Below are 25,127 nucleotides of genomic sequence, written 5' to 3'. Positions count from 1 at the left end.
GAGAGAATTAAATATGGCACGTAAACAACGTTTTCGTGAAGAAGAAGAAGCAGCGGTAGATATGACGCCGATGCTTGACATCGTATTTATCATGCTTATTTTCTTTATCGTAACTACATCGTTCGTTAAAGAGGCTGGTATCGAGGTCAATAAACCTAAAGCGGCTCAAGCTACGAAGCAAAAAAATGCTAACATTTTTATTGCTATACGTAGTGATGGTGCTATCTGGATTGATAAACAACAAGTTGACGTTGAACGTGTTTCAGCGAAAATCGAAAGTTTATTAGCAGAACAACCTACTGATGTTGTAATTTTGCAAGCTGATAAAGAAGCAAAACATGGCACAGTGGTTAAAGTTATGGACCAGATCAAAGCGACGGGTGATAACCTAAGAATTTCAATAGCTGGAGATCAGTAATGATTCGTTTTCTGTTTTCACTGATTGCAGGTGGGGCAGTTACTTTCGGCTTGTTCTACTTCATGGCTTACCTCATCTCTGGTGGGGCTGACCGTAATACGGAACAAAAAGAGCAGATCATAGTCGAAATAATGACGAATCCGCCTGAATCTAAGGTGCAGGAGAGGAAGCGTGTACCGCCTCCGCCTCCGCCACCGCCAAAGCAGCCGCCTAAGCCGCAGCCGCCACAGCCGGAAAATAATAATCCTAACCCTGGTGCTATGTCATTTAACATGGGTAGCATTGATGTAGGTAGTTCAGCTGGTGGACTAAGTGGTCCAGGTGCATTTGGACGAGATGGTGATGCGACACCTATCGTTCGTATTGAACCAAAATATCCAACGCAAGCAGCGCGTGATGGTAAAGAAGGTTGGGTTCAACTTTCATTCACAATTGATGAGTTAGGTGGTGTGACCGACGTTGAAGTAATCGACGCTGATCCTAAACGTATCTTTGACCGTGAAGCTAAACGTGCACTGCGTAAGTGGAAATACCGTCCTAAGATCATTGACGGAAAACCACAAAAACAACCAGGTTTACAAGTTCAATTAGACTTTAAACTTAACCAAGGCAACTAAGGAGGCGAGTAATGAGAAATTTTTCTAAAGTAACTGCTCTTGCAATTCTTATGTCTGTGTCAGGTGCTACTTTAAGTGCATCTGTTTTAGCTGCGCCAGATTACGCAAAGATTGAAGAGCGTAAGAAAGCAAAAACTAAAATCATGGGCGAGCGTACTGGTAAAAAAGTAATTAAAGCATTTGACTTGTACAACGAAGAAAAAGTTGATGAAGCTATTGCTTTGCTTAGAGAGATTGAACCTTCGAATGACTTTGATAAAGCGACCGTAAATCGTTACCTAGGTAGCATGTACGCTCAAAAAGAAAAGTACGCCGATGCGATCAAATACGCTAAGCAAGCAGTTGCGCCTGATGTTTTAAACTTTGCTGACCAAGAACAAACGCTTAAATTGTTAGGTGATTTATACGCCGGTACTGAAAAGTATCAAGAAGCCAAAAAAGCTTATGTAGCTTGGATGGACTTTACAGGCGAAGAAGATCCAACAGTTTACACGCGTATCGCTCAAGCTAACTATCAGTTAGAGCAATACCGTGACGTTTTTGAACCAGCTGATAAAGCAATTAAACTTCAAAAAGAGCCTAATAAAGGCCCTTACCAATTAAAACTTGGTGCATACTTTGAGCTTAAAGATTATGCAAACATGGTTAAGATTGGTGAAGAAATTGTTCGAGTATGGCCAGATGATAAAAAAGCTTGGGTTAGCTTAGGTAAATATTACTTGCAAACCGAAGACTATTCTAAAGGCTTGGCAACTATGGAAGTTGCATACAAGAACGGTTACTTCGAAAATGAAGTTGAATATAAAGTTTTATCTAACTTTTACTCTTTAAACGAAATTCCTTTTAAAGCGGCAATAACGCTTGAAAAGGCCGTTAAAGGTGAAAAAGTTAAACGTACTAAGCAGAATGTTAGCGCGATTGCGAGTAACTACCATCGCTCTAAAGACTTAGAAAAAGCTGCAAAGTACTACGAAGAAGCTGCTAAATTTGATGAAGATGCTGAGCTTTACCGCAAAGCAGGTTCATTACTTTTACAGTCTGAAAAATTTAATGCTGCCGTTGTTCGTTTGAACAAAGCGTTAGAACTTGGTTCTGACAAAAAAGGTACTATTTATTCAGACCTAGCTGAAGCGTATTACTACCAAGGCAAGTACAAGCAAGCATACGCTGCTATTACTAAAGCTATGGACGACCCGCGCACTCGCAAGTTTGCAAAAGGTTGGGCTACTTACATTAAAGATAAAGCCGCTCGCAACGGTGTAAAAATTTAACTTTAATTAGCTAAAGCAACTTACTAAAAAGCCCCTCTGGGGCTTTTTTTATTGGAATAACTATGTACAAAACATTTTCTTTTTTACTAATTGTTTGTCTATTTTTAACTGCCTGTAATAAGCAACCACAGCCATTTAGCTCGTTTGAGGATGCGCAATCGGCTTTGAAGACTTTAAATGCCGCACTTATACGATCTAAAACAGTTGAAAATGAAATATTAACTGAGCAACAACTCGTTTTTTCAGAGGCGTACTTAGCAAAGCGTCATGCTATTTACCAAGGTTTAATGGATATGGATCTTGAATCAAATCAAATTGCTCAAGTAAACTATTTAGTTATTGCCGAGCGATTTCCTGAGCGCTACTTTAATTGGCCTGCACAAATAAACGTACTAAAAAATATGCTTGCTTTGAATGGCAAAGTATATAAACCGGACAGTATTATTAAATGGCTAAAGTTGACGCAAGACCAATTAGACAGCGCTGTACAAAGTAATTTGAAGCTCAATAAAGTCGAACTCTCTTTGTTACAATTACATGTCGATAAAACACTTCAAAATAATACAATACAAGGCGCTTTAAAAAGCCAATTAAGATCTTTTAGAGATTATTTAGATACCTACAAGGCGCGAGGCAGTATAGGGTTACGTGGACTTGCTAACGGAAGTGAGTGGTATCAAAGCAAACTTAATTATTTCAGTGGGTCTGTACATTCTCCTCTTGAATGGTCCTCAATACTCAATAAAAAAATCAATACTTTAAAAGTAACTAAACCGATATTGGTAAGCGACGTACCTGCAGAACACGAGCGCTCTTTTACAGTGCGATCTCTTCAGGGAGATACAATAATTGAAGGTTTAGATTGGCAAACACACTATATAGATTTACCCTCCATGGCTGCTAATACAGAGACTTCAGCTGATATATATTCCCTAATGTTAGTGATGATGGAGACTGATATCGGTATTCACTATCATGCGTGGACTCTGCCTCAGGCTAGAGTAAACTTAGTGAAAAGATTAAATATTAGCGATGAATTTGCTCATTATCTAGCTGAGGATATCATTTTATTTCCAGGGCAATCATTTAGCTTTGCATCAAAAGCATTGTGATATTCAGTAAGTGTGCTTATTTAGCACACTTATCGCAGCGCTGTGTGGCTGGATCTTTTTCAAGTAAGGCTGAAGGCAGCTCTTGTTCACAGTCGCAGCAATACCCGTACTGACCTATCTCTATCTGACTTATTGCAGCTTCAAGTTGAATCATTCTACTTATTAAGGGGGTGTATTCAGGCCCTAGCTTTTGGCCTATATGATCAATCCACTCGCTTTTTTTAATGCTAGATAATTCGTATTTCAATTGCTGATAGCATGAAAGGGGAGATTCAGAGAGCATTGCCATTATAGCTGATTGGACTTTAGCTATTTCCTGATCAAGTTTTTGCTGATGGTGCATATCAGTATAACCTTTAAAAATTGCCTTTTCGTTATACTGATATTATCTAGAGTTTATTATTTACTGTTATGATTTGAATCAAGTTGCGGCGCTTTGGCGTATTTTTTCAATACATTCGCCACATCCTCTTTACTTTTCAAACGTCTAATTTCATCGAATAACTCAATTGCTTCTGGGTATTGACGTTTTAAGTAACCGAGCCATTGCTTAGTTCGTGATGCAAAATATTTTTCATCCTTTGCTGGGTCTTGGTGGATAGCAGAATGAATTAGATGATAAATTATATGTTCCCACTCTAAAGTATTATATTGTTCATTATTAACATGAGCTTTTATTTTTTTTGCTAAATCGGGATGGGAAAGCGCGCCTCTCCCTAGCATTAAATCGCTGCAACCACTGCGTTTTTGGCACAGTAAAGCATCCTCAACCTGCCAAATCTCGCCATTAGCAACTACTGCAATATTTTTGTTTTTTATGATTGGTGGAATTTTTTCCCAGTATGCGGGAGGGTTATAACCATCTCGTTTAGTGCGCGCATGTATAGCGACGCTATTTGCACCTGCGTTTACTACTGCATCAACTATTTCTTGACTATTAGAGTCATCGTCAAATCCTAAACGAATTTTTGCACTTACTTCATGTTTATTATCTACCGCGTCTCTTACCGCTTTAATAATAGTGTACATATGCTCTGGATCTTTTAGTAGCACTGCACCACCACGACTTTTATTAACCGTTTTTGCAGGGCAACCAAAGTTTAGGTCAACGCCATGAGAGCCAAGTGCAATTGCTCTTACTGCATTTTCAGCAAGAGGGCTTGCTTCTTGTCCAAGCAACTGAATACGTACTGGCGTACCTGAACGAGTGTAACCATTATTGTGAAGCTCAGGACAAAACCTATGAAATACTTTGTCGGGTAAGCATGCTTCTACGACCCTTACAAATTCAGTAACACATAGGTCAAACCCACCTATATCGGTAAGTAGCTGGCGCATTTTGAAATCAACAACACCTTCCATAGGCGCTAAAACAAGCTTCATAAAATATTTAATGTTTTGCTAAAAATTGGACGCGTAGTTTAACCGTAAAAGTTAAATTGATAAATCTGTATTTGTCGTCCATATTTATTTGAATAAAGTGAATAGTAAAAAAAATGAAAATAAATGAAAGATTTTATTTTCATTCGGGTCTTCTTAACTATACCAGTTACATACAAACACAAAAATTGTGTATGTAGTTCTACAATATAATCCTTGATTAAAGAGAGTCACATTATGAATACAGTTAAAAAAAATACAATCGCGTTAACATTAGGTGCAGTAGTTGTTGGCTCTGCAAGTTTTGTATCGGTAGATGCACAAGCTAACCCATTTGAGTTCCAAGAGCTAGTTACAGGTTATCAATTAGATGCTGCAGAAGGTAAATGCGGCGAAGGGAAATGTGGCGGCGACGCAAAAGATAAAAAAGAAGGTAAGTGCGGCGAAGGTAAATGTGGCGGCGACGCAAAAGGTAAAAAAGAAGGTAAGTGCGGCGAAGGAAAATGTGGCGGCGACGCAAAAGGTAAAAAAGAAGGTAAGTGCGGCGAAGGTAAATGCGGTGGCGACGCAAAAGGTAAAAAAGAAGGTAAATGTGGTGAAGGCAAGTGTGGCGGCCAATAATCATTTTGATGTAATTGCCTGAGCTATTTAGCTGCAGTTATACTAAAAGGGCCATAAGGCCCTTTTTGCTTTAAGGAGACAATAATGAAAACAACTCAAAATACCGACTTTGGCATGGTAGGGCTCGGGCTTCGTCGTGAGATGCTTGATGAATTACTTGAAAATATACCTCACCAAGTAGATTTTATGGAAGTAGCACCAGAGAACTGGCTCAAGTTAGGCGGTCGATTTAAAAAGCAATTTAAAACATTAACTGATGCTAATAACTTTGTATGTCATGGATTATCGCTTTCTATTGGTTCACCTGAGCCATTAGATATCGAATTTGTTAAGTCACTTAAAACGTTTTTTGATGAGCACAATATTAAAATATTTAGTGAGCATTTAAGTTATTGCTCGGGCACGGGTCATATGTACGATTTAATGCCAATTCCGTTTACTCAAGATGCAATCGCACATGTTGTTCCTCGCATTAAGCAAGTACAGGATATTTTAGAGCGCCAAATAGCGATAGAGAATGTTTCTTACTATGGTGCGCCTGGTCAAGAGTTATCTGAGCTTGAGTTCACCAATACTATTTTAGAGCAAGCTGATTGTAAGCTATTGCTCGATGTTAATAATATTTATGTTAACTCAATCAATCATGGATACAATGCTGAAGAGTTTTTAAATGGGCTGCCTTCAAAGCGTATCGCTTATGGTCATGTTGCAGGACACTATAATGAAGCGGAAGATTTAATTGTCGATACCCATGGTGCTGATGTTATAGACCCTGTGTGGGAATTGCTAGATAAAGCATATGCAAAGCATGGCGTATTTCCGACGTTGCTTGAGCGAGATTTTAATATTCCTGAGATGAATGTATTAACTAAAGAGCTAGACATCATTCATAAGCTACAAAGTAAGTATTTAAATTCGTCTTTAACTAAGCAAAGTGCTTAATATTTGTTTAAAAGAGTATGCAATTATGAGTTTTATTGAAGTACAAAACGAATTTATGGCACATATTCGCCAGCCTCAACAAAATAAAAAGCCCAGCGACATAGAAGACAGGCGAATGGCTATTTATCGTGACTTATTTTTTAATAATGTAGATGGATTTATTTCATCAGGTTTTCCGGTATTGAAAACCTTATATAGCGACAAACAATGGAAAAAGCTCGTTAGGCAATTTTTTAGTAACCATGATTGCCATTCACCATACTTTTTAGATATAGCAGGCGAATTCATTAATTACTTATCAAGTGATTATAAAATACAAAAAAATGATCCTCCCTTTATGTTAGAGCTTGCTCATTACGAATGGATAGAGCTTGATGTATCTATTGCTATGGATAATCAGCAAGAGCAAAAGCTCAATGCAACTGATATTACAGATGCTCCGCTATACTTATCGGTTACAGCGCGTAATTTAAGTTACCAATATCCGGTTCAAACTATCAGTGTAGACTTTCAACCTAAGCACCCAGCCGAGCAACCAAGTTATTTTGTTGTTTATAGAGATGCACAAGACGATGTGCAATTTTTGGCAACCAATGCAATGACGGCTTTATTACTTTCAATTATTGAAAATAGTAATGGCATTACCTTTGACGAAATTTGTGAACAAGTATTAAGCCATGCTCCACAGTTTAGCCCAGAACAAATAAACCAAGGCGCACTTGCTACGCTTAATGCAATGGCGGAGCGCAGAGTAATAGTGACAAAAAATCAAGATTAAGCCCTTTATAGATGTTTTTACATCGTCTATCATGGCAACCTAATTTATCGTGCTTAATAAAAGGTTGTACCCATGTCAGATGATAAAGATTTTAAAGATCCGTTTAACGCTACTTACTTTATTGCTTTTTTAGCGGTATTTGCGGGTATTGGTTGTTTAAATGCGATTTTAGGCTGGATCACTAGCTTAACTTAAAATGCATTTGCATCGAGAGGCTGTTGTTTGCATCAGCCTTGACCCTTTTAATTTTAATCCTTGTAAATCTTCCCATTCTTTCTCTTTATAATTATTGCAAACTCGCAATTTAAGGTCAGTTAAGGTTATAATCACCTGCTTTGTAATATGAACCATTGAGCAGTTAAAATTATGACTCAAGTAACACCAGCGATTATCAAAAACAGCATAACTACAATTGCTGATTATCCAAAAGCGGGCATTATGTTTCGCGATGTAACCACATTAATGGCAAACCCTGACGCGTTTAAAGCAACAATTGATGCTTTTATAAGCGAGTATAAAGATCAAGGTTTTACTAAAATTATTGGTACAGAATCACGTGGCTTTATTTTTGGTGCACCTTTATCTTATGCTTTAGGTATTCCATTTATTCCTGTGCGTAAGCCAGGTAAATTACCACGTGAAGTTATTCGCCAAGACTACTTATTAGAATATGGTGAAGACACACTTGAGCTTCATGTTGATGCAATAGTACCAGGCGACAAAGTGTTGTTAGTTGATGACTTACTTGCGACAGGCGGCACAATTGAAGCAACGGCTAAGCTTGTAAATAAGCTTGGTGGGGAAGCAACTGATGCAGCATTTGTTGTTTCACTACCAGAGCTTGGCGGCGAACAGCGCATCGAAAAAATGGGTATTAAAATTCTAAAATTGGTTGAATTTGAAGGCGAGTAATCGATGAGTTATCAGGTTCTAGCGAGAAAATGGCGTCCACAAACCTTTCATGAATTGGTTGGGCAGTCTCATGTTAAACAAGCGCTGGTTAATGCGCTTACGCAAAATAGACTGCATCACGCGTATTTATTCACTGGAACCCGAGGTGTGGGTAAAACCACTATTGCGCGTATCTTTGCTAAAAGCTTAAACTGTGATGAAGGCATTTCTGCATCTCCGTGTGGAAAGTGTAGTAGTTGTACTGATATAGAAGCAGGTCGTTACATTGACTTACTTGAAATAGATGCAGCCTCTCGTACTAAAGTAGAAGATACCCGCGAAATACTCGATAACGTGCAATATGCGCCAACGCGCGGGCGTTATAAAGTATACCTAATAGATGAAGTTCACATGCTCTCAAAGCATAGCTTTAATGCCCTTTTAAAAACCTTAGAAGAGCCTCCAGAGCATGTGAAGTTTTTATTAGCGACCACCGATCCACAAAAATTACCTGTCACTATTTTATCTCGTTGTTTACAGTTTAACTTAAATGCTCTATCGCAAAGTGAAATTAAAACTCAGCTTGAGCATGTATTAACTCATGAGCAACTAAGTTTTGAAAATGATGCGCTTAGTATTATTGCAAAAGCGGCTGATGGCAGTATGCGCGATGCACTTAGTTTAACTGACCAAGCGATAGCGCAAACAAATGGAGATATAAATAATCAAGCAGTACAAACTATGCTTGGTTTAATGGATACGCATTATAGCCAAAGTTTACTTGCCGCATTACTAGCGCAAGATGGCGCAGCGCTTATGAATGAAATAGCGCAAGTAGCGAGTCGTAACCCAAATTATGTAGCATTACTTGATGATTTAATTGCACTTACGCATTTAGTCCAATTAAGCCAGCTTGTTCCTGAAGCTGCAGCACTTGATGAAAAAAACGTTGATTATATTGCACACGTTGCTCAGCATACGAGTGCGCAACAGATTCAAGTGTATTACCAACTCCTGTTAAATGGTAAAAAAGATTTACAGTGGGCACCAGAGCCTCGCCTAGGCTTTGAAATGATAATGTTAAGACTGTTAGCATTTGAGCCTACGCAAACTGAGCATAAACAGGCTACGCCTTTAGCAGCTCAAGAGCCTGCTGAGAATAAACCAAGTAAAGCGAGTGCATTGCGAGATATATTAAATAAAAATAAAACACCGCAAAACACAACAGTTAGCCAAAGTATTCCTTCAATTAGCAGCACACAAGCTTTAGATAATACTTCACAGCCAGACACTCAAAAACAAGAGTCAATGGTTCAAGTACCACCTGCGAAAGAGCCGTTTGTTGCCGATGAAGTTTTGAATATGCAGCCCAGTGCAGCCGAGGCTAAGCCGTCAGTTCAACAACCTGAACATGTTAATGAGCAGCCAAAAAGTACTGTAATTTCAGATGAACAAGCTCAGCGTCAAAGTGAAAATGAAGCTTATATGCAGCATAGCAATGCTGAACAAACACTCGCTTCGCAATTTGACGATATAATGAGTAGTGCCGTAGATCAGGGCTTTAACCCTGCGCAAAGCACTAATTCAGAGTCACCTTCTGAGCCGGCATCAAGTGAAAGTGCAGTTAGCCAAAATACGAGTACACCAATTGCAGAGCAAGACGCTCAGGCGCAATCTGCTATAGCCCGTATATTACGTGACAGAAATATATCAGGCGCAGGCAGGTTATCAGGTGCGAACACTTGCACAGATGAAAATAACACATCAGAGCAGCTAACCAAGCCAACTGCAAAAGAACCTAGCCAGCATCCTAGAATGCCAAAAGGTGAATCTAGCCAAAATGCAGAGCCAGCGGCGAGCAATGAAATTACACCAAGTTATGATGCAATTGATGACGCACCTCCATGGGCAACCAATAGCGCAGGTGAGAGTGAAAAAAAGCATGAGCTCCCAGTAACAGGGAGCCAAACAGAGCCACTTAATCAAGCAAATACAAAACCTGCACGTAAGATTGATTTTAAAGAAAAACATCAAACAATTACTGAAAACTTAGCGCCAGAGTTACTTGAGCAAATTAATCCTCAAAAAGTGGTAGAAGCCGCCTCTGAAGAGCCTAGTATTCCAGTGCCTGATGATTTTCAAAGTCCGATCAGCGAAATTAGATTTGCACATCAGCAAGATGAATGGGCTTATTTAATTAAGCGTATGGGCTTAGGGGGTCGTATGCGCCAGTTTGCGTTGCACTCCATTTTTACTAAGCAAGGTAACAACTTGCATATTGATGTTGATGAATCGCAAAAGCATTTAGATACACCTGTACTTCGCCAAAAATTAGATGCAGCACTATCAAGCATTTACGAGCATAACGTATCGCTTAGCATTAATTTTGCAAAAGGGGTGATAGATTCACCTTACTTAATTCAACAAAAAATAGATGTAGGTCGTCATCAACAAGCAATCGATGTGATCACAGCGGATGAAAATATAGTGCAGTTTCAGCAAGTATTTAGCGCGGAAATTGACGAAAATAGCATTCAGGCATTGTAATTAAATACAATCGCCCTTATCTTCATGACAATTAAAGTTTAAAAGAAAGAGAGAAAATTATGTTTAAAGGTGGAATGGGTAACATGATGAAGCAAGCGCAGCAAATGCAAGAGCGCATGCAAAAAGCCCAAGACGAAATCGCAACACTAGAAGTTGTAGGTGAAGCGGGCGCAGGCCTAGTTAAAGTAACTATGCTTGGTAACCATAATGTACGTCGTGTTGAGCTTGATGAAAGTTTAATGGAAGACGACAAAGACATGATTGAAGATTTATTAGCAGCAGCATGTAATGACGCTGTACGTCGCGTGGCTGATGAAACACAAGAGCGCATGGGCAAAGTAACTGGCGGTATGCAATTACCACCAGGTATGAAAATGCCGTTTTAAGCAAATATGCAACTTTCAGATAGTTTAACTCAGCTTATTGAAGCATTGCGCTGTCAGCCAGGCATAGGCCCAAAGTCAGCGCAGCGTATTGCCTTTCATTTGCTTGAACGCGACCGCAAAGGTGGCACTCAACTTGGTAATGCGCTTACTAAAGCAATGATTGCGGTAGGGCATTGTCAATCGTGCCGTACGTTTACAGAACAAGCACAATGTGACATTTGCTTAAGCACTAAACGTCAAGACAGTGGTGTTTTGTGTGTTGTTGAATCACCAACAGATGTACTGGCAATTGAGCAAACAGGGCAATATCAAGGTTTATACTTTGTTTTAATGGGGCATTTATCACCTATAGATGGTATTGGTCCTAAAGAAATAGGCCTTGATGTTCTAGAGCAAAAGCTTTCTCATGGTGGTATAAACGAAGTTATTTTAGCGACTAACCCAACGGTTGAAGGCGAAACAACAGCGCATTATATTGCTCAGCTGTGCCATAAATATAAAGTAGGCGCATCAAGAATTGCGCATGGTATACCTGTCGGTGGTGAGCTTGACTTAGTTGATGGGACCACACTGATGCACGCCTTTAGTGGCCGACGTGCAGTTATGCAAGACTAAAGCAGCTATTTGAAACTTACTTTAAAAGCCTACATTGTAAAATATGTAGGCTTTTTTGTTTTTAAAGCAAAACATAAGGTAAGATTAGCGCTTTATATGATTAAGCATTAGCTAGTGACTAAGGGACAAAATGCAAAATAATAAAAAACATCCAAGTGCATTACTAAGCAGTAAGCGTTTTCTCCCGCTTTTTGTTACGCAGTTTTTATCAGCCATAAACGATAACGTATATAAGCAATCGGTGCTTATTTTATTGGTTTTTCAAGCGGCAAGACTTGCAGACGGTGCATTATATTCGAATATTGCTGCAGGCTTGTTTATTTTACCATTTTTTTTATTTTCTGGTATGGCAGGGCAACTTGCCGAAAAAACAGAAAAATCAAAGCTTATTAGGCTTGTAAAGCTATGTGAAATACCAATTATGGTCATTGGCGCTGCATCAATTTTAACGCAGCAAGTATGGCTAATGCTTGCAACAATATTTTTTATGGGATTGCAAAGCACCTTTTTTGGCCCATTAAAATATTCAATATTACCTCAGCATGTTGCTCCAAACGAGCTCACTAAAGCAAATGGTTTAGTGGAGTCTGGTACGTTTGTGGCAATTTTATTAGGAACTATATTTGGTACTTATTTTATTACTCAAACAGTGGGTCCTGTTGTAATAAGTATTGCAGTATTGGTACTGGCTACACTTGGGTATTTTAGTAGCCGCTTTATACCTGTAAGTGAAGCGAATGAGCCTAATTTGCACTTTACGTACAATATTTTTTCGTCAACTAAAAATGTATTTAAAGCGCTTAATGCACAAACAGAATCTGTGGGTAAATCTGTTTTAGGGATCAGTTGGTTTTGGCTTATAGGCGCTATTATTTTAACCGCACTACCCAGTTACGTTAAACATGTGATGGGCGGCGATGAATTAGTAGTAACCAGTGCATTGGTGGTTTTTTCTTTAAGTATTGCAATTGGTTCTCTGCTGTGTGAAAAACTTTCACGCTCTCGTATTGAGCTTGGTATTGTGCCATTTGGGGCTATTTTAATAACGCTTTTTTTGTATTTATTAAGCCAAGAACCAGCAATTGGGACGTACATTACTCCAAGTGAAAACTTATTAACCCTTAAGCAAATTTTAAATACCGGCGATATGATCTGGCATTTTATTTGGATGGCTGGAATTGGTATTGCTTCAGGTTTTTATACAGTGCCGCTGTATGCGTTAATTCAGCAGCGTACTGAAGAGTCGAGCCGATCACGCGTCATTGCCGCTAATAATGTTCTTAATGCATTGTTTATGGTTGGCAGCGCTATATTAAGTATTATTACGCTGTCTGTTCTTAAGTGGCATATTTCATCACTACTTTTATTACTCGCAGGTCTTAACTTACTTATTTCAATATATATTTATACTAAAGTGCCTGAGTTCTTCTTACGCTTTATTATTTATATATTAGCGATATGTATGTATCGCGTACGTACTAAAGGTGAGGTTAATATTCCATCTGAAGGGGCTGCGGTGATTGTTGCAAATCATGTTAGTTTTGTGGATTGGATGTTTATTTTAGCTGCTTCCCCAAGGCCTATACGCTTTATGGTGTTTGCGCCTATTTATTATTCTCCTGCTTTACATTGGCTATTTAAAATGGCCAAAGCAATTCCAATAAATAGCGAAAAAACAAATCCAGCAGCGTTTAAAAAAGCGTTTGATGATGTAGCCAGTGCGCTTGAACGCGGCGAGCTTGTTGGCATATTTCCAGAAGGGAAATTAACGAGCGACGGTTCAATTGATATGTTTAGGCGTGGCATTGAGCGTATTATTGAACGCTCCCCCGTGCCTGTTATCCCTGTGCATTTAGGTGGATTATGGGGCAGTATGTTTAGCCGTAAAGCTAAGTGGCAATTACCTCGATTAAAGTACTCTCTAGTATCGGTTACAGCAGGTGAGCCAATAGCAGCAGATAATGTGACTGCCGATAATTTACGCGAGCAAGTATTGGCTTTAAAAGCGCTGCATTCTAAAGATATTGATTAATGGTTGAACCTTTGAGTGCGCCTCATACAATTATTGATAATTTTGTAGCGCCCAAGTGCCATGAAGCTATTAAAATACTTTATCAAGATGATGCTATTTTGATTATTAATAAACCCAGTGGATTATTAAGTTTATCTGGGAAGAATCCACTTAACTGGGACTCAGTACACTACCGGTTAGTAAATGGTCAAAAAGGATTAACAACGGCCTTTCCTGAGGCTAAATTACCGCACCGGCTAGATTTTGGCACATCAGGTATTATGATTGTTGGGTTAAATGCCTCTGTGTCTAAGCATTTAAATAAACAGTTTCAAAGTCGAGCAATACAAAAGCGTTATTTAGCGATGCTTGAAGGAAGTGTGACTACCTTGCAAGGTGAAATAAATTTGCCTATAGCAAAAGACAAAGAGCGCTTTCCTTTAGTCAAAATATGCAAAACCACAGGTAAAGAAGCAATTAGTAAATACACAGTGCTCAAAAGGTTATTAAAGCCTGAACGTACACTTGTGCAATTTACACCTATTACAGGACGTACGCATCAACTACGCATTCATAGTCATGCAATAGGACACCCAATTTTAGGGTGTGATTTATATAAAAGTAAGCGCAGTGAAAAAATGGCTGAACGTTTATTATTACATGCCAGTGACGTATTTTTTGATCATCCAGTAACAGGGCTTCCTTTTCATGCAAAGTGTCCGTGCCCGTTTTAATCTTTTTTAAACTTTTCCCTTGAAGTTGATTCACCTCACCCCATATTAAGTGCATAACGCAGACACTTTGCAAATTGGAGATACATAAATGATTGCAGCACAAAAAGAAACATTAGGCTTTCAAACAGAAGTAAAACAATTATTAAACTTAATGATTCATTCTCTTTATTCAAATAAAGAAATATTTTTACGCGAACTTGTTTCAAATGCATCTGATGCAGCAGACAAGTTACGCTTTTTAGCGCTTTCTAATGGTGACCTTTACCAAGGTGATGCTGATTTACGAGTACGTATTAGCGCAGATAAAGAGGCCAATACGGTTACTATTTCAGATAACGGTATTGGTATGACCCGTGATGAAGTAATTAGCTCTTTGGGTACAATTGCAAAATCAGGTACTGCTGAGTTTTTCAAAAATTTAACTGGCGATCAAAGTAAAGATTCACAGTTGATTGGTCAATTTGGTGTAGGTTTTTACTCAGCATTTATCGTTGCCGATTTAGTAACGGTACGCACGCGCAAAGCCGGCGAAACAACAGCTTATGAGTGGGAATCTCAAGGCGAAGGCGAGTATACACTTCAAGAAATTGAAAAAGAAGGCCGTGGTACAGAGATTATTTTGCACCTTCGCGATGAAGAAAAAGAATTTGCTGATGACTACCGACTACGTAGCATTGTTACTAAATACTCTGATCATATTTCTACACCTGTACAAATGTACAAACCAGAAGTGCCTGAATCAGAAGGCGAAGACGGTGAAAAAATTCCAGCCGTGCCAGGTGAGTGGGAAAGCATTAACCGAGCTACAGCATTATGGACGCGTGATAAGTCAGAGCTTTCTGATGAAGAATACAAAGAGTTTTACAAACACGTAAGCCATGATTGGGAAGAGCCACTTAGCTGGGCACATAACAAGGTTGAAGGTAAAACTGAATACACGAGCCTTTTATATATTCCTAAAAAAGCGCCATTTGATTTATGGAATCGTGATCGTCAAAGCGGCTTAAAACTCTATGTACAGCGCGTATTTGTAATGGATGATGCTGAGCAGTTTATGCCAAGCTACTTACGTTTTGTAAAAGGTTTATTAGATTCAAACGATTTACCACTAAACGTATCTCGCGAAATTTTACAAGACAACAAAGTTACTCAAGCTATTCGTAAAGGGTGTACATCGCGCATTATCAAAATGCTTGAGCGTATGGCTAAAAACAAAGCTGATGACTACCAAGTGTTTTGGAATGAGTTTGGCCAAGTAATGAAAGAAGGTCCAGCGGAAGACGCAGCAAATAAAGAAGCTATTTGTAAGTTATTACGTTTTTCTTCAACTCATACTGATTCAGAAACGCAAGATGTATCGCTTGAGCAATACGTTGAGCGCATGAATGAAGGCCAAGATAAAATATACTACGTCGTAGCTGATACCTTCACTGCAGCTAAAAATTCTCCGCATTTAGAGATTTTCCGTAAGAAAGGCATTGAAGTGTTACTGCTAAGTGACCGTGTTGATGAGTGGATGATGAGCCACCTAACTGAATTTGCTGATAAGCAACTGCAATCAATTACGCGTGGTGATTTAGACCTAGGTAAGCTTGACGACGAAGAAACTAAAAAAGCACAAGAAGAGTCTGAAAAAGAAATGGCAGGCCTTGTTGAGCGTATTAAAACAGCGCTAGGTGATGATGTTAAAGAAGTGCGCTTTACGCACCGTTTAACTGATTCTCCAGCGTGTGTTGTAAGTGACGACAACGACATGAGCTCTCAAATGCAAAAATTAATGGAGTCTGTAGGTCAAGCAGCCCCAGAAGCTAAACCTGTGTTTGAGCTAAACCCTGAGCATCAACTTGTTAAGCACCTAAATGATGAGCAAGATGAAGATAAATTTGCACAGTGGTCAAATGTATTATTAGACCAAGCGTTGCTTGCTGAACGCGGTACATTAAAAGATCCAACAGGGTTTGTTACACGCCTAAACAAACTTATGTTAGAACTAAGCAAGTAATTGCTTATTAGCTAAGTAAATAAAAGTACAAAGTTTGTACATATTTTAAAAGGAAGCGTTTGCTTCCTTTTTTTATGCGCTGCAAAGTAGGCAATTAGTATAAGTTACTTGAGTATCAGTGGCGCTTATGGAAGAATTCAGGCTTTAAAAATAAACTTCCATACTAGGGGACAATGATATGCGCATTATTCTTTTGGGCGCGCCGGGTGCTGGTAAAGGTACTCAAGCTCAGTTTTTAATGGACAAGTACGGTATTCCACAAATTTCTACTGGCGATATGCTTCGTGCAGCTATTAAAGAAGGCACACCACTGGGTCTTGAAGCAAAAAAAGTAATGGATGCAGGTCAGTTAATTTCTGACGATATCATTATCGGTTTAGTTAAAGAGCGTATTGCTAAAGCTGATTGTGAAAAAGGTTTTTTACTTGATGGCTTCCCACGTACCATTCCACAAGCAGATGCAATGAAAGAAAATGGCGTAGTGGTTGATCACGTTATTGAATTTGATGTGGCTGATGAAGTTATTGTAGAGCGTATGGGCGGACGTCGTGTACACCCAGGCTCAGGTCGTGTTTATCATGTTGTTTACAACCCACCAAAGGTTGAAGGTAAAGACAACGAAACAGGTGAAGACTTAATCGTTCGCGCTGATGATACTGAAGAAACAGTACGTAAACGTTTAGGCATTTACCATGAGCAAACTATGCCATTAGTTGATTACTACCAAGCTGAGGCCGCTGCAGGTAATACGCAGTACCACAAACTTGACGGTACACAAGCCGTTGAAGTTGTGAGTGCACAGTTAGGTGAGCTTTTAGGTTAATTTAAAACGCATTAAAAAACCGCCAAATGGCGGTTTTTTGTTTTTATAATGTGTAATACACTCAGCTTGAATACTTAATTATCTAAAGCAGCGAGTAAAAACTTAAAGTGTTTTAAGTTTTTTAATCACACTATCATAATCAGGCTCTGTAGATAGGCTACTTACTAGTTGTTTATAAATCACAGTGTGGCTTTTATCTAAAACAAGTACTGAGCGCGTTAATAGGCCCATATCTTTAATAATTAAACCATATTTTTGACCAAAATCACGCCATACCGAGTCAGATAGCGCAGTGACTTTGTCTATATTTTCAGCTTTACAAAATCGTTTTTGAGCAAACGGTAAATCTGCACTAATCGTAAGCATGGCAACACCTGGAAATTGCGCTGCCACTTTTTCGTTAAAATGTTTAGTTTGCAAACTACAAATACCCGTATCAAGACTTGGCACTACACTTATTAGTACAGCTTGACCTTGATAATCATCAAGCGTTACAGGAGTAAAGTCACCATCAACCACTTTAAAGTTTGGTGCGCTATCACCCACAGCGACTCCGTTTCCTAATAAAGTTACAGGCTTACCTTGTGCAGATACTTTTCCTGCATCAAGCGTGTTTTCAGCGTAGTCGGCAGCTATGGCAACAGAGCAAAATCCACTCAATGCAAACACAACAGAACGAAACATAGGGTATTTCCTTTTAAATTAACGCAATAGTTGTCAGTGTATTATACTGCGTAATAGTAACCAAGTGATTATGTGGCTCTGTAGTGGTCTGCTTTGATGATCAACTTATAAGTTAAGCGCGTAAGTATGCAGTAGACATTAATTCTATAATATAAAAATTGTAACGAAGACAATCTTTGATTAACATGAAGTTACAAAGTATATCTTTAATAAAAAAAAGAATAGCCTTTATAAATCATTTTGAATCTTATAACGGGTCTAAAACAGAGAGTTAGTATGTCGACAACGGTATTAATATGTGATGATTCAAAATTAGCGAGACGGCAATTAGCTCGTTCATTACCTGAAGATTGGGATATTAAGGTTGAATTTGCACTCGATGGTGTGGATTGCATAAAGCAAATTAAATTAATTCAGCCAGAAATACTTTTCTTAGATTTAAATATGCCCGAAATGGATGGTTACGAAGTTCTTATTGCTATGAAAGAGCAGGGCTTAAGCATTCTTACTGTTGTTGTCTCTGGGGATATACAGCCAAGCGCGCATCAACGCGTTCTCGAGCTTGGTGCAATCGATTTCATACAAAAGCCTTGTTCCGCTGATAAACTCGCCCATATTATTGAACATCACGGAATTAAAGATAAGGCACTGCGTGAGCGACTATCTCATTCATTAGGTGAGCAAGTCGACCCTGATGTACGAGATATATATCAAGAGCTTACTAACGTTGCTATGGGCCAAGCAGGTGACTTATTAGCTCGCCTACTAAATGTATTTGTAGAGCTGCCAATTCCAAATGTTAACATTTTAGAAGTTAACGAGCTTGATATGGCGCTTCAGTCAATTGATAACAATGCGGCTACCTCAGGTGTGTGCCAAGGCTTTATTGGTGGTGGAGTGTCTGGTGAAGCATTATTACTACTAAATGACTCTAGCTTTAAAGAAATTGCCTCATTGATGAATTACGATGGCGAGCTAAACGACAAGGTTGAGCTTGAACTCCTTATGGATATTAGTAATATTTTGATTGGCGCAATTTTAACCGGCCTATCCAAGCAGCTTGATATGTCATTTAGTCAAGGGCACCCAATAGTCCTTGGGCAACACAGAGATGTATCTGATTTAGTAAAATCAAACAAATCACGTTGGCAACGTACGCTCGCCATAGAAATAAGTTACGGTATTGAAAACCATGATATTAATTGCGACCTCATGCTGTTATTTACTGAAGATTCACTTAAAACTTTGAAATACAAAGTTGCTTACCTATTAGAAGATTAAGTTATGGCCGCTGATTTAGAAATGAATGAGATCCATTGGTTAATGGATATGTTTAATACTGTAGATGTAGGCCTTGTGGTACTCGATAGGGATTATAAGGTATGTGTATGGAATGGTTTTATGGAAAATCATTCTGGGCTCCTTCCTAGTGCCGTTAAAGATAAAGACTTATTTGATTTATTTCCTGCAATAGATGAAAAATGGTTTAGAAGTAAATCAGAATCTGTATTTGTACTAAAAAATCGCTCTTTTACTATTTGGGAGCAGCAACCTTATATTTTCCGCTTTAAAAATTACCGCCCAATTACGGGTAAAGCAGATTATATGTATCAAAATGCCACGTTTATTCCACTGACTAATACGATGGGGGAAGTGAGCCATATTTGTATAATTTTGTACGATGTAACTGATATAGCCGTAAATAAAAAAGAACTCGAAGAATTAAACAAAAAGTTGGAGCAGGTTAGTCAAAGAGATAGCTTAACGCAACTTTCAAACCGTGGTCACTGGGAGGGAACACTTCGTCAAGAGTTTTTAAGAGTGAAACGAAGTGGTGGATGTAGCACTTTGTTAATGTTTGATATTGACCACTTTAAAAAAATTAATGATAAATATGGCCACAGCTGTGGTGATGAAACGCTTCGTCATTTATGTGATTTACTTAGAACAACACTTCGTGAAACTGATGTAGCGGGACGTTATGGCGGTGAAGAGTTTGTAGTAACTTTACTTGATACTGACAAAGAAGGCGCAGCCATTTTTGCAGAGCGTTTAAGAGCATTAATAGAATCAACACCTGTTAAATATAAACACTATGAAATTCAAATGACCATTAGCATAGGGTTAGCTGGTAGTAGTAATGACTTTAAAAACCACGAACGCTGGATTGAAGCTGCTGATAAAGCACTTTATCACTCAAAAGGTGCTGGGCGTAATAAAGTAACCGCTTATGCAGATATAAAAAATGGCGCTTAATCGACATTTTTTATAAGTATTAAATTTATAATTAGCATAATAGCTTTTTAGACAGTTACTTATAGATTATGTAAAAGTAACTAAGTACAAAGATTTTAATATATTTAGTCGGTTGTATTGCCTGAACTATCGTTTGGGCATTGTCCCAGCATTGATACATCACCCGTATTTGACTCTTGCTCAAGCTTTACCTTAAACCCCCATAGTCTGTAAAGATGCTTTAGTACTTCCTCATGGGAGTTTGCAAGCGGGATTTTATTATGTGGAACGTATCTTAGCGTTAGAGAACGGTCGCCTCTAATATCAACGTCATACACTTGAATGTTTGGCTCAAGATTACTCAAATTGTATTGTGCAGAAAGGGCTTCTCTCACTGCTTTGTAGCCACTATCGTCGTGTATAGCACCTACTTCTAAATGTGAGCTATTAGCATGATCAACGATAGTAAATAGCTTAAATTCACGTATGAGCTTAGGTGATAAAAACTGACTAATGAAGCTCTCATCTTTAAAGTTTTCCATAGCAAAATGTAAGGTGTCTAACCAATTACTTCCTGCATATTCAGGAAACCAGCGCTTGTCTTCCTCTGTCGGGTTTTCACAAATACGGCGAATATCTACCATCATATTAAAGCCTAGGGCATATGGATTAATACCTGAATAATAATTACTATTGTATGGTGGTTGGTAAACAACGTTAGTATGGCTTTGTAAAAACTCAAGCATAAAGGCGTCACTTAGTTTTCCTTCATCGTATAGATGATTCAAGATAGTGTAATGCCAAAAAGTGGCCCAGCCTTCGTTCATTACCTGTGTTTGCTTTTGCGGGTAAAAGTATTGCGAAATTTTACGCACTATACGGATTATTTCACGTTGCCAGGAACCCAAAAGTGGGGCGTTTTTTTCAATAAAATATAATATATTTTCTTGGGGCTCTTGCGGAAAATGCTTCTCCAGCTTTTTTGCTTCTTCTTGTTGAACAGGTATGGTCCGCCATAGCTCGTTAACTTGAGATTGCATATAATCTTCACGTTCTTGCTGGCGCTTCTGCTCTTCAAATAATGATATTTGTTGCGGGCGTTTATACCTATCTACACCGTAATTCATTAAAGCATGGCATGAGTCAAGCAGCGATTCTACTTCACTAATACCGTATTTTTCCTCACAGCGACTAATATAGTTTTTAGCAAACACTAAGTAATCAATAATTGATCCCGCATCAGTCCAAGTTTTAAATAAATAGTTACCTTTAAAAAATGAGTTATGACCATAACAGGCATGTGCCATAACTAGAGCCTGCATGGGCAGGGTATTTTCTTCCATTAAATACGCAATACATGGATCAGAGTTAATCACTATCTCGTAGGCTAAGCCCATTTGCCCGCGTTTATAGTTTTGCTCTGTTTGAATAAACTTTTTGCCATATGACCAATGGCTGTAGCCTAAAGGCATGCCCACACTTGAGTATGCGTCCATCATTTGTTCAGCGCTAATAACTTCAATTTGATTAGGGTAGGTATCTAATCGGTAGTGCTCTGCAACGCGAGCAATTTCTGTCTGGTACTCGTGTAATAAGTTGAATGTCCAATCGGGGCCATCATCAATACGTTTATTACTCATATTATTACCTCGCTTAGGCTTATGCTGTACCTTGCTGTTGGCGGCTCTTTTTAAATAGCTCCCTAAATATAGGGTAAATGTCTTGGACACCTTGAATGTGTTGTATAGCAAAATTTTTGTGGCTTTGTGTAATGCCTTCGTATTCACGCCATAGACTTTGATGAGCACGCGTTGTAATTTCAATATAGGCGAAATACCTAACAGCTTTTAAAAGCTTGTTCCGTAATATTTGCCCACAGTGAGGGGTATCGTCAGCCCAGTTATCGCCATCGGATGCTTGTGCAGCATATATATTCCATTGCTCAGCGTCGTAACGATCTTTTATTATTTCATTCATTAACTTAAGTGCACTTGAAACGATGGTGCCACCTGTTTCTTGCGAATAAAAAAACTCTTGCTCGTCTACTTCTTTTGCTTGTGTATGATGGCGTATATATACCACCTCAATATCTTTATAGCTGCGTGTTAAAAACTGATACAGCAAAATATAAAAGCGTTTAGCCATATCTTTTGTGGCTTGGTCCATAGAGCCAGATACATCCATAATACAAAACATGACCGCTTTGCTGGTGGGGTGAGGGCGTTTTTCATAATTACGAAAGCGCAAATCATAATTGTCTATAAATGGCACATTTTTAATTTGTTGTTTTAATAAGTTAATATCCTCTTGCAGCAATGCAATAGCCGCTTTATCGCTTTGAGGTTGCTCAAGCTCCATTGCAAGCTGCCCTTCAAGCTCTGCGAGTCGCCTTTTTTTACCCGCACTCATAGCGACTCTTCGGGCTAGGGAGCCTTGAAGTGAGCGCACTATATCTATATTACTGGGCATACCATCACTACAAAAACCAGCACGATGCGTTTTCATTTGTACTAGTTTATCAAGTTGATTTTCTTGCAAATTCGGCAGTTCTAAATCTTCAAATAGTAAATCTAGGTATTCATCTTTTGATATAGAAAATACAAACTCATCTTGCCCCTCACCAGAATCACTCGCATCGCCATCTCCTGCACCACCACCTTGGCCATTTTTAGGGCGTTCAATTTTATCTCCCGTAGAGAATTGATCATTCCCCGGGTGAATTTGCTCTCTATTTCCCCCTCTGCCTTGATGAAAGGTAGGCTCGCTGATATCACGCTGCGGAATAGAAATACTTTCACCAGAACTTGAGTCGGTGACACTTCGCTTGTTTATTGCATCTGACACAGCTTCTTTAATTTGCTTTTTATAGCGCCTAATAAAGCGCTGGCGATTGAGCGTACTTTTGTTTTTTCCGTTTAAACGCCTATCAATAAAATTCGCCATAATGACCTCCTAAAAACTACGAATATGAAGGCTATTGCGATTTTCTAACTCGTAAATACCATTCAGAAAGCAAGCGTACTTGTTTTTGTGTATAGCCTTTTTCGACCATACGGTTTACAAAGTCTTCGTGTTTTTGTTGATCTTCCGCTGATGTTTTAGTGTTAAACGAAATAACGGGTAGTAAGTCTTCTGTATTTGAGAACATTTTCTTCTCAATGACAGTGCGTAACTTTTCGTAACTGGTCCACAGTGGGTTTTTACCGTTGTTATGGGCACGAGCGCGAAGTACAAAGTTAACTATTTCGTTTCTAAAATCTTTAGGGTTAGAAATACCGGCTGATTTTTCAATTTTTTCAAGCTCTGCATTAAGTGCTTCACGGTCAAATAGTTGGCCTGTATCTGGGTCACGGTATTCTTGGTCTTGAATCCAAAAATCAGCATAAATAACATAGCGGTCAAAAATATTTTGGCCGTATTCAGAATAAGACTCTAAATAGGCTGTTTGTAGTTCTTTGCCAATAAATTCTACATATTGTGGAATTAAATAGCCTTTTAAAAAGCTTAAGTAGCGCTCTTCAACTTCGCTACTAAATTGCTCTCGTTCAATTTGTTGCTCTAGTACATAAAATAAATGTACAGGATTAGCTGCAACTTCAGTGGTATCAAAGTTAAACACACGGGACAAAATTTTAAACGCAAAGCGGGTAGAGAGCCCCGTCATACCTTCATCTACGCCAGCGTAGTCGCGATACTCTTGGTAAGATTTTGCTTTAGGATCTGTGTCTTTTAAGGTTTCACCATCGTATACCCGCATTTTTGAATAAATACTCGAGTTCTCTGGCTCTTTTAATCGAGATAGCGTGGTAAATTGTGCCAGTGTTTTTAGTGTGCCCGGAGCACATGGCGCATTGTAAAGCTCGCTATGCTCTAGTAATTTATCGTAAATTTTAATTTCTTCGGTTACACGTAAGCAATAAGGCACTTTTACAATGTAAACGCGGTCTAAAAACGCTTCATTATTTTTATTATTTTTAAACGTTTGCCATTCAGATTCATTAGAGTGGGCGAGGATCATGCCATTAAATGGCAGTGCACTAATGCCTTCGGTTCCATTATAATTGCCCTCTTGAGTAGCGGTGAGTAAAGGGTGTAGCACTTTGATAGGCGCTTTAAACATCTCTACAAATTCCATTAAGCCTTGGTTTGCAAGGCATAATGAACCCGAATAAGCGTATGCATCAGGATCGTTTTGCGCAAAATGCTCAAGTTGGCGAATATCTACTTTACCAACCAATGCAGAAATATCTTGATTGTTTTCATCACCAGGCTCGGTTTTGGCAATACCAATTTGGTTTAAAATAGAGGGGTAGCGTTTTACTACTCTAAATTGGCTAATATCGCCGTTAAATTCTTTTAATCGTTTGCCAGCCCAAGGTGACATAATCGTTTTTAAATAGCGGGGTTTAATGCCGTATTCTTGCTCAAGGACGCTAGCATCTTCTACCGCATCAAATAAAGATAAAGGGTGGTCGTTAACTGGTGAGCCTTTTATAGAATATATAGGCACTTGTTGCATTAGGTATTTTAGTTTTTCAGCAATAGATGATTTACCGCCGCCAACAGGGCCGAGCAAATAAAGTACTTGTTTACACTCTTCAAGCCCTTGGGCTGCATGTTTTAAATAAGACACTATTTGTTCAATAGCGTCTTCCATTCCATAAAAATCTTCAAAGGCGGGGTAGCGTGCTACTACTCTATTGGAAAACAATCGGCTTAATCGTGCATCCGTTGCAGTATCAACCATTTGGGGTTCGCCAATAGCCATAAGTAAGCGCTCTGGTGCGCTAGCGTAGGCAGACTTATCAGTTTTACAAATTTCAAGGAATTCGCTAATACTGTACTCTTCTTCTTGTGCCGCTTCGTATCGTGCTTGGTAATGCTCAAAAATCGTCATAATAACCTCCGAAACCCGCTAAAAAAGGTGCTTACTTTTTAAAGTTTAGTCATTGTTTCGTATTTTTGTGCAATAAAATTAAAAATTTAAGTGAAAAAAGATCATGTTGACCAATTAACGAACTGCCGTCGTATAACACCACTTTTGTTGAAAATTGAGCATA

24 protein-coding genes are annotated in these 25,127 nt (G+C 38.7%); 18 read left to right on the top strand and 6 right to left on the bottom strand.

Annotated elements, in window-relative coordinates:
- Window positions 1–13: 13 nt before the first annotated feature.
- The 4 genes from J8L71_RS05490 (at window position 14) to J8L71_RS05475 (ending at window position 3,418) form a co-directional block, all read left to right on the top strand.
- The gene (locus J8L71_RS05490) at window positions 14–418 is read left to right on the top strand and encodes a biopolymer transporter ExbD (protein WP_006792384.1); all 405 of its coding nucleotides are present in this window, start codon (window positions 14–16) and stop codon (window positions 416–418) included.
- On the top strand, window positions 418–1,035 hold the full coding sequence (locus J8L71_RS05485) for an energy transducer TonB (RefSeq protein ID WP_058548850.1): 618 nt from the start codon (window positions 418–420) through the stop codon (window positions 1,033–1,035). The genes J8L71_RS05490 and J8L71_RS05485 overlap by 1 nt, the downstream gene beginning before the upstream one ends.
- Window positions 1,036–1,046: 11 nt before the next feature.
- Window positions 1,047–2,306: a tetratricopeptide repeat protein gene (locus J8L71_RS05480; protein ID WP_210999631.1), complete on the top strand. Its 1,260-nt coding sequence runs from the start codon at window positions 1,047–1,049 to the stop codon at window positions 2,304–2,306.
- A 62-nt stretch (window positions 2,307–2,368) separates the two neighbouring features.
- Complete coding sequence (locus J8L71_RS05475) at window positions 2,369–3,418, top strand: hypothetical protein (protein ID WP_210999630.1); 1,050 nt, start codon at window positions 2,369–2,371, stop codon at window positions 3,416–3,418.
- A gap of 16 nt (window positions 3,419–3,434) precedes the next feature.
- Here the strand turns inward: J8L71_RS05475 and J8L71_RS05470 are convergent, their stop codons facing one another.
- The gene (locus J8L71_RS05470) at window positions 3,435–3,761 is read right to left on the bottom strand and encodes a conjugal transfer protein TraR (RefSeq protein WP_210999629.1); all 327 of its coding nucleotides are present in this window, start codon (window positions 3,759–3,761) and stop codon (window positions 3,435–3,437) included.
- 56 nt (window positions 3,762–3,817) lie between these two features.
- The gene (locus J8L71_RS05465) at window positions 3,818–4,801 is read right to left on the bottom strand and encodes a tRNA-dihydrouridine synthase (RefSeq protein ID WP_210999628.1); all 984 of its coding nucleotides are present in this window, start codon (window positions 4,799–4,801) and stop codon (window positions 3,818–3,820) included.
- 234 nt (window positions 4,802–5,035) lie between these two features.
- Between J8L71_RS05465 and J8L71_RS05460 the strand changes: the two genes are divergently transcribed.
- The 12 genes from J8L71_RS05460 (at window position 5,036) to adk (ending at window position 17,148) form a co-directional block, all read left to right on the top strand.
- Window positions 5,036–5,419, top strand: a complete 384-nt coding sequence (locus J8L71_RS05460; RefSeq protein WP_210999627.1) for a hypothetical protein — start codon at window positions 5,036–5,038, stop codon at window positions 5,417–5,419.
- Between the two features lie 114 nt (window positions 5,420–5,533).
- Complete coding sequence (locus tag J8L71_RS05455) at window positions 5,534–6,361, top strand: DUF692 domain-containing protein (RefSeq protein WP_210999664.1); 828 nt, start codon at window positions 5,534–5,536, stop codon at window positions 6,359–6,361.
- Between the two features lie 25 nt (window positions 6,362–6,386).
- Window positions 6,387–7,139, top strand: coding sequence for a putative DNA-binding domain-containing protein (locus J8L71_RS05450; RefSeq protein ID WP_210999626.1), 753 nt, complete (start codon window positions 6,387–6,389; stop codon window positions 7,137–7,139).
- A 72-nt stretch (window positions 7,140–7,211) separates the two neighbouring features.
- Window positions 7,212–7,334, top strand: coding sequence for a hypothetical protein (locus J8L71_RS18600; protein WP_008132255.1), 123 nt, complete (start codon window positions 7,212–7,214; stop codon window positions 7,332–7,334).
- A 171-nt stretch (window positions 7,335–7,505) separates the two neighbouring features.
- Window positions 7,506–8,051, top strand: coding sequence for an adenine phosphoribosyltransferase (gene apt, locus J8L71_RS05445; protein ID WP_210999625.1), 546 nt, complete (start codon window positions 7,506–7,508; stop codon window positions 8,049–8,051).
- Window positions 8,052–8,054: 3 nt separating this feature from the next.
- Window positions 8,055–10,577, top strand: coding sequence for a DNA polymerase III subunit gamma/tau (dnaX, locus tag J8L71_RS05440; protein WP_210999624.1), 2,523 nt, complete (start codon window positions 8,055–8,057; stop codon window positions 10,575–10,577).
- Window positions 10,578–10,636: 59 nt separating this feature from the next.
- Window positions 10,637–10,963, top strand: a complete 327-nt coding sequence (locus J8L71_RS05435) for a YbaB/EbfC family nucleoid-associated protein (RefSeq protein WP_058548860.1) — start codon at window positions 10,637–10,639, stop codon at window positions 10,961–10,963.
- A gap of 6 nt (window positions 10,964–10,969) precedes the next feature.
- Complete coding sequence (recR, locus tag J8L71_RS05430) at window positions 10,970–11,578, top strand: recombination mediator RecR (protein ID WP_210999623.1); 609 nt, start codon at window positions 10,970–10,972, stop codon at window positions 11,576–11,578.
- Between the two features lie 130 nt (window positions 11,579–11,708).
- Window positions 11,709–13,610: an MFS transporter gene (locus J8L71_RS05425; RefSeq protein WP_210999622.1), complete on the top strand. Its 1,902-nt coding sequence runs from the start codon at window positions 11,709–11,711 to the stop codon at window positions 13,608–13,610.
- Complete coding sequence (locus tag J8L71_RS05420; RefSeq protein WP_210999621.1) at window positions 13,610–14,323, top strand: RluA family pseudouridine synthase; 714 nt, start codon at window positions 13,610–13,612, stop codon at window positions 14,321–14,323. Before J8L71_RS05425 ends, J8L71_RS05420 begins: the two co-directional genes overlap by 1 nt.
- Before the next feature lie 88 nt (window positions 14,324–14,411).
- On the top strand, window positions 14,412–16,325 hold the full coding sequence (htpG, locus tag J8L71_RS05415; protein WP_210999620.1) for a molecular chaperone HtpG: 1,914 nt from the start codon (window positions 14,412–14,414) through the stop codon (window positions 16,323–16,325).
- A 178-nt stretch (window positions 16,326–16,503) separates the two neighbouring features.
- A complete protein-coding gene (gene adk / locus J8L71_RS05410) occupies window positions 16,504–17,148 on the top strand; it encodes an adenylate kinase (protein ID WP_058548865.1) in 645 nt (214 codons plus the stop codon).
- Window positions 17,149–17,250: 102 nt separating this feature from the next.
- On the opposite strand, the gene tpx is transcribed toward adk, so the two are convergent.
- Window positions 17,251–17,832, bottom strand: a complete 582-nt coding sequence (gene tpx / locus J8L71_RS05405) for a thiol peroxidase (RefSeq protein ID WP_210999619.1) — start codon at window positions 17,830–17,832, stop codon at window positions 17,251–17,253.
- A 276-nt stretch (window positions 17,833–18,108) separates the two neighbouring features.
- Between tpx and J8L71_RS05400 the strand changes: the two genes are divergently transcribed.
- Together J8L71_RS05400 and J8L71_RS05395 are read left to right on the top strand one after the other, a co-directional pair.
- Complete coding sequence (locus tag J8L71_RS05400) at window positions 18,109–19,113, top strand: response regulator (RefSeq protein ID WP_210999618.1); 1,005 nt, start codon at window positions 18,109–18,111, stop codon at window positions 19,111–19,113.
- Window positions 19,114–19,116: 3 nt separating this feature from the next.
- Window positions 19,117–20,088, top strand: coding sequence for a diguanylate cyclase (locus J8L71_RS05395; protein ID WP_210999617.1), 972 nt, complete (start codon window positions 19,117–19,119; stop codon window positions 20,086–20,088).
- Window positions 20,089–20,192: 104 nt separating this feature from the next.
- On the opposite strand, the gene J8L71_RS05390 is transcribed toward J8L71_RS05395, so the two are convergent.
- Genes J8L71_RS05390 through J8L71_RS05380 form a run of 3 tightly spaced genes read right to left on the bottom strand, consistent with a single transcriptional unit; the run spans window position 20,193 to window position 24,964 of the window.
- Window positions 20,193–21,707 (bottom strand): SpoVR family protein, encoded by a 1,515-nt coding sequence (locus J8L71_RS05390; protein WP_210999616.1) that lies wholly within the window; start codon window positions 21,705–21,707, stop codon window positions 20,193–20,195.
- Between the two features lie 19 nt (window positions 21,708–21,726).
- On the bottom strand, window positions 21,727–23,010 hold the full coding sequence (locus J8L71_RS05385) for a YeaH/YhbH family protein (protein ID WP_210999615.1): 1,284 nt from the start codon (window positions 23,008–23,010) through the stop codon (window positions 21,727–21,729).
- Window positions 23,011–23,041: 31 nt separating this feature from the next.
- Window positions 23,042–24,964, bottom strand: coding sequence for a PrkA family serine protein kinase (locus tag J8L71_RS05380; protein ID WP_210999614.1), 1,923 nt, complete (start codon window positions 24,962–24,964; stop codon window positions 23,042–23,044).
- Between the last annotated feature and the right edge of the window lie 163 nt (window positions 24,965–25,127).

The organism is Pseudoalteromonas sp. MMG007 (assembly GCF_018100985.1).
In the GTDB taxonomy this organism is placed as follows: Bacteria; Pseudomonadota; Gammaproteobacteria; order Enterobacterales; family Alteromonadaceae; genus Pseudoalteromonas.
Note: the sequence above shows the minus strand (reverse complement) of the source record. Positions and strands in the feature narration are given on the sequence as shown.

Excerpts from the sequence above, each read along its gene's own strand:
- J8L71_RS05490 (WP_006792384.1), top strand. The coding sequence starts at position 14 with ATGGCACGTAAACAACGTTTTCGTGAAGAAGAAGAAGCAGCGGTAGAT.
- J8L71_RS05485 (WP_058548850.1), top strand. The coding sequence starts at position 418 with ATGATTCGTTTTCTGTTTTCACTGATTGCAGGTGGGGCAGTTACTTTC.
- J8L71_RS05480 (WP_210999631.1), top strand. The coding sequence starts at position 1,047 with ATGAGAAATTTTTCTAAAGTAACTGCTCTTGCAATTCTTATGTCTGTG.
- J8L71_RS05475 (WP_210999630.1), top strand. The coding sequence starts at position 2,369 with ATGTACAAAACATTTTCTTTTTTACTAATTGTTTGTCTATTTTTAACT.
- J8L71_RS05470 (WP_210999629.1), bottom strand. The coding sequence starts at position 3,761 with ATGCACCATCAGCAAAAACTTGATCAGGAAATAGCTAAAGTCCAATCA.
- J8L71_RS05465 (WP_210999628.1), bottom strand. The coding sequence starts at position 4,801 with ATGAAGCTTGTTTTAGCGCCTATGGAAGGTGTTGTTGATTTCAAAATG.
- J8L71_RS05460 (WP_210999627.1), top strand. The coding sequence starts at position 5,036 with ATGAATACAGTTAAAAAAAATACAATCGCGTTAACATTAGGTGCAGTA.
- J8L71_RS05455 (WP_210999664.1), top strand. The coding sequence starts at position 5,534 with ATGGTAGGGCTCGGGCTTCGTCGTGAGATGCTTGATGAATTACTTGAA.
- J8L71_RS05450 (WP_210999626.1), top strand. The coding sequence starts at position 6,387 with ATGAGTTTTATTGAAGTACAAAACGAATTTATGGCACATATTCGCCAG.
- J8L71_RS18600 (WP_008132255.1), top strand. The coding sequence starts at position 7,212 with ATGTCAGATGATAAAGATTTTAAAGATCCGTTTAACGCTACTTACTTT.
- apt (WP_210999625.1), top strand. The coding sequence starts at position 7,506 with ATGACTCAAGTAACACCAGCGATTATCAAAAACAGCATAACTACAATT.
- dnaX (WP_210999624.1), top strand. The coding sequence starts at position 8,055 with ATGAGTTATCAGGTTCTAGCGAGAAAATGGCGTCCACAAACCTTTCAT.
- J8L71_RS05435 (WP_058548860.1), top strand. The coding sequence starts at position 10,637 with ATGTTTAAAGGTGGAATGGGTAACATGATGAAGCAAGCGCAGCAAATG.
- recR (WP_210999623.1), top strand. The coding sequence starts at position 10,970 with ATGCAACTTTCAGATAGTTTAACTCAGCTTATTGAAGCATTGCGCTGT.
- J8L71_RS05425 (WP_210999622.1), top strand. The coding sequence starts at position 11,709 with ATGCAAAATAATAAAAAACATCCAAGTGCATTACTAAGCAGTAAGCGT.
- J8L71_RS05420 (WP_210999621.1), top strand. The coding sequence starts at position 13,610 with ATGGTTGAACCTTTGAGTGCGCCTCATACAATTATTGATAATTTTGTA.
- htpG (WP_210999620.1), top strand. The coding sequence starts at position 14,412 with ATGATTGCAGCACAAAAAGAAACATTAGGCTTTCAAACAGAAGTAAAA.
- adk (WP_058548865.1), top strand. The coding sequence starts at position 16,504 with ATGCGCATTATTCTTTTGGGCGCGCCGGGTGCTGGTAAAGGTACTCAA.
- tpx (WP_210999619.1), bottom strand. The coding sequence starts at position 17,832 with ATGTTTCGTTCTGTTGTGTTTGCATTGAGTGGATTTTGCTCTGTTGCC.
- J8L71_RS05400 (WP_210999618.1), top strand. The coding sequence starts at position 18,109 with ATGTCGACAACGGTATTAATATGTGATGATTCAAAATTAGCGAGACGG.
- J8L71_RS05395 (WP_210999617.1), top strand. The coding sequence starts at position 19,117 with ATGGCCGCTGATTTAGAAATGAATGAGATCCATTGGTTAATGGATATG.
- J8L71_RS05390 (WP_210999616.1), bottom strand. The coding sequence starts at position 21,707 with ATGAGTAATAAACGTATTGATGATGGCCCCGATTGGACATTCAACTTA.
- J8L71_RS05385 (WP_210999615.1), bottom strand. The coding sequence starts at position 23,010 with ATGGCGAATTTTATTGATAGGCGTTTAAACGGAAAAAACAAAAGTACG.
- J8L71_RS05380 (WP_210999614.1), bottom strand. The coding sequence starts at position 24,964 with ATGACGATTTTTGAGCATTACCAAGCACGATACGAAGCGGCACAAGAA.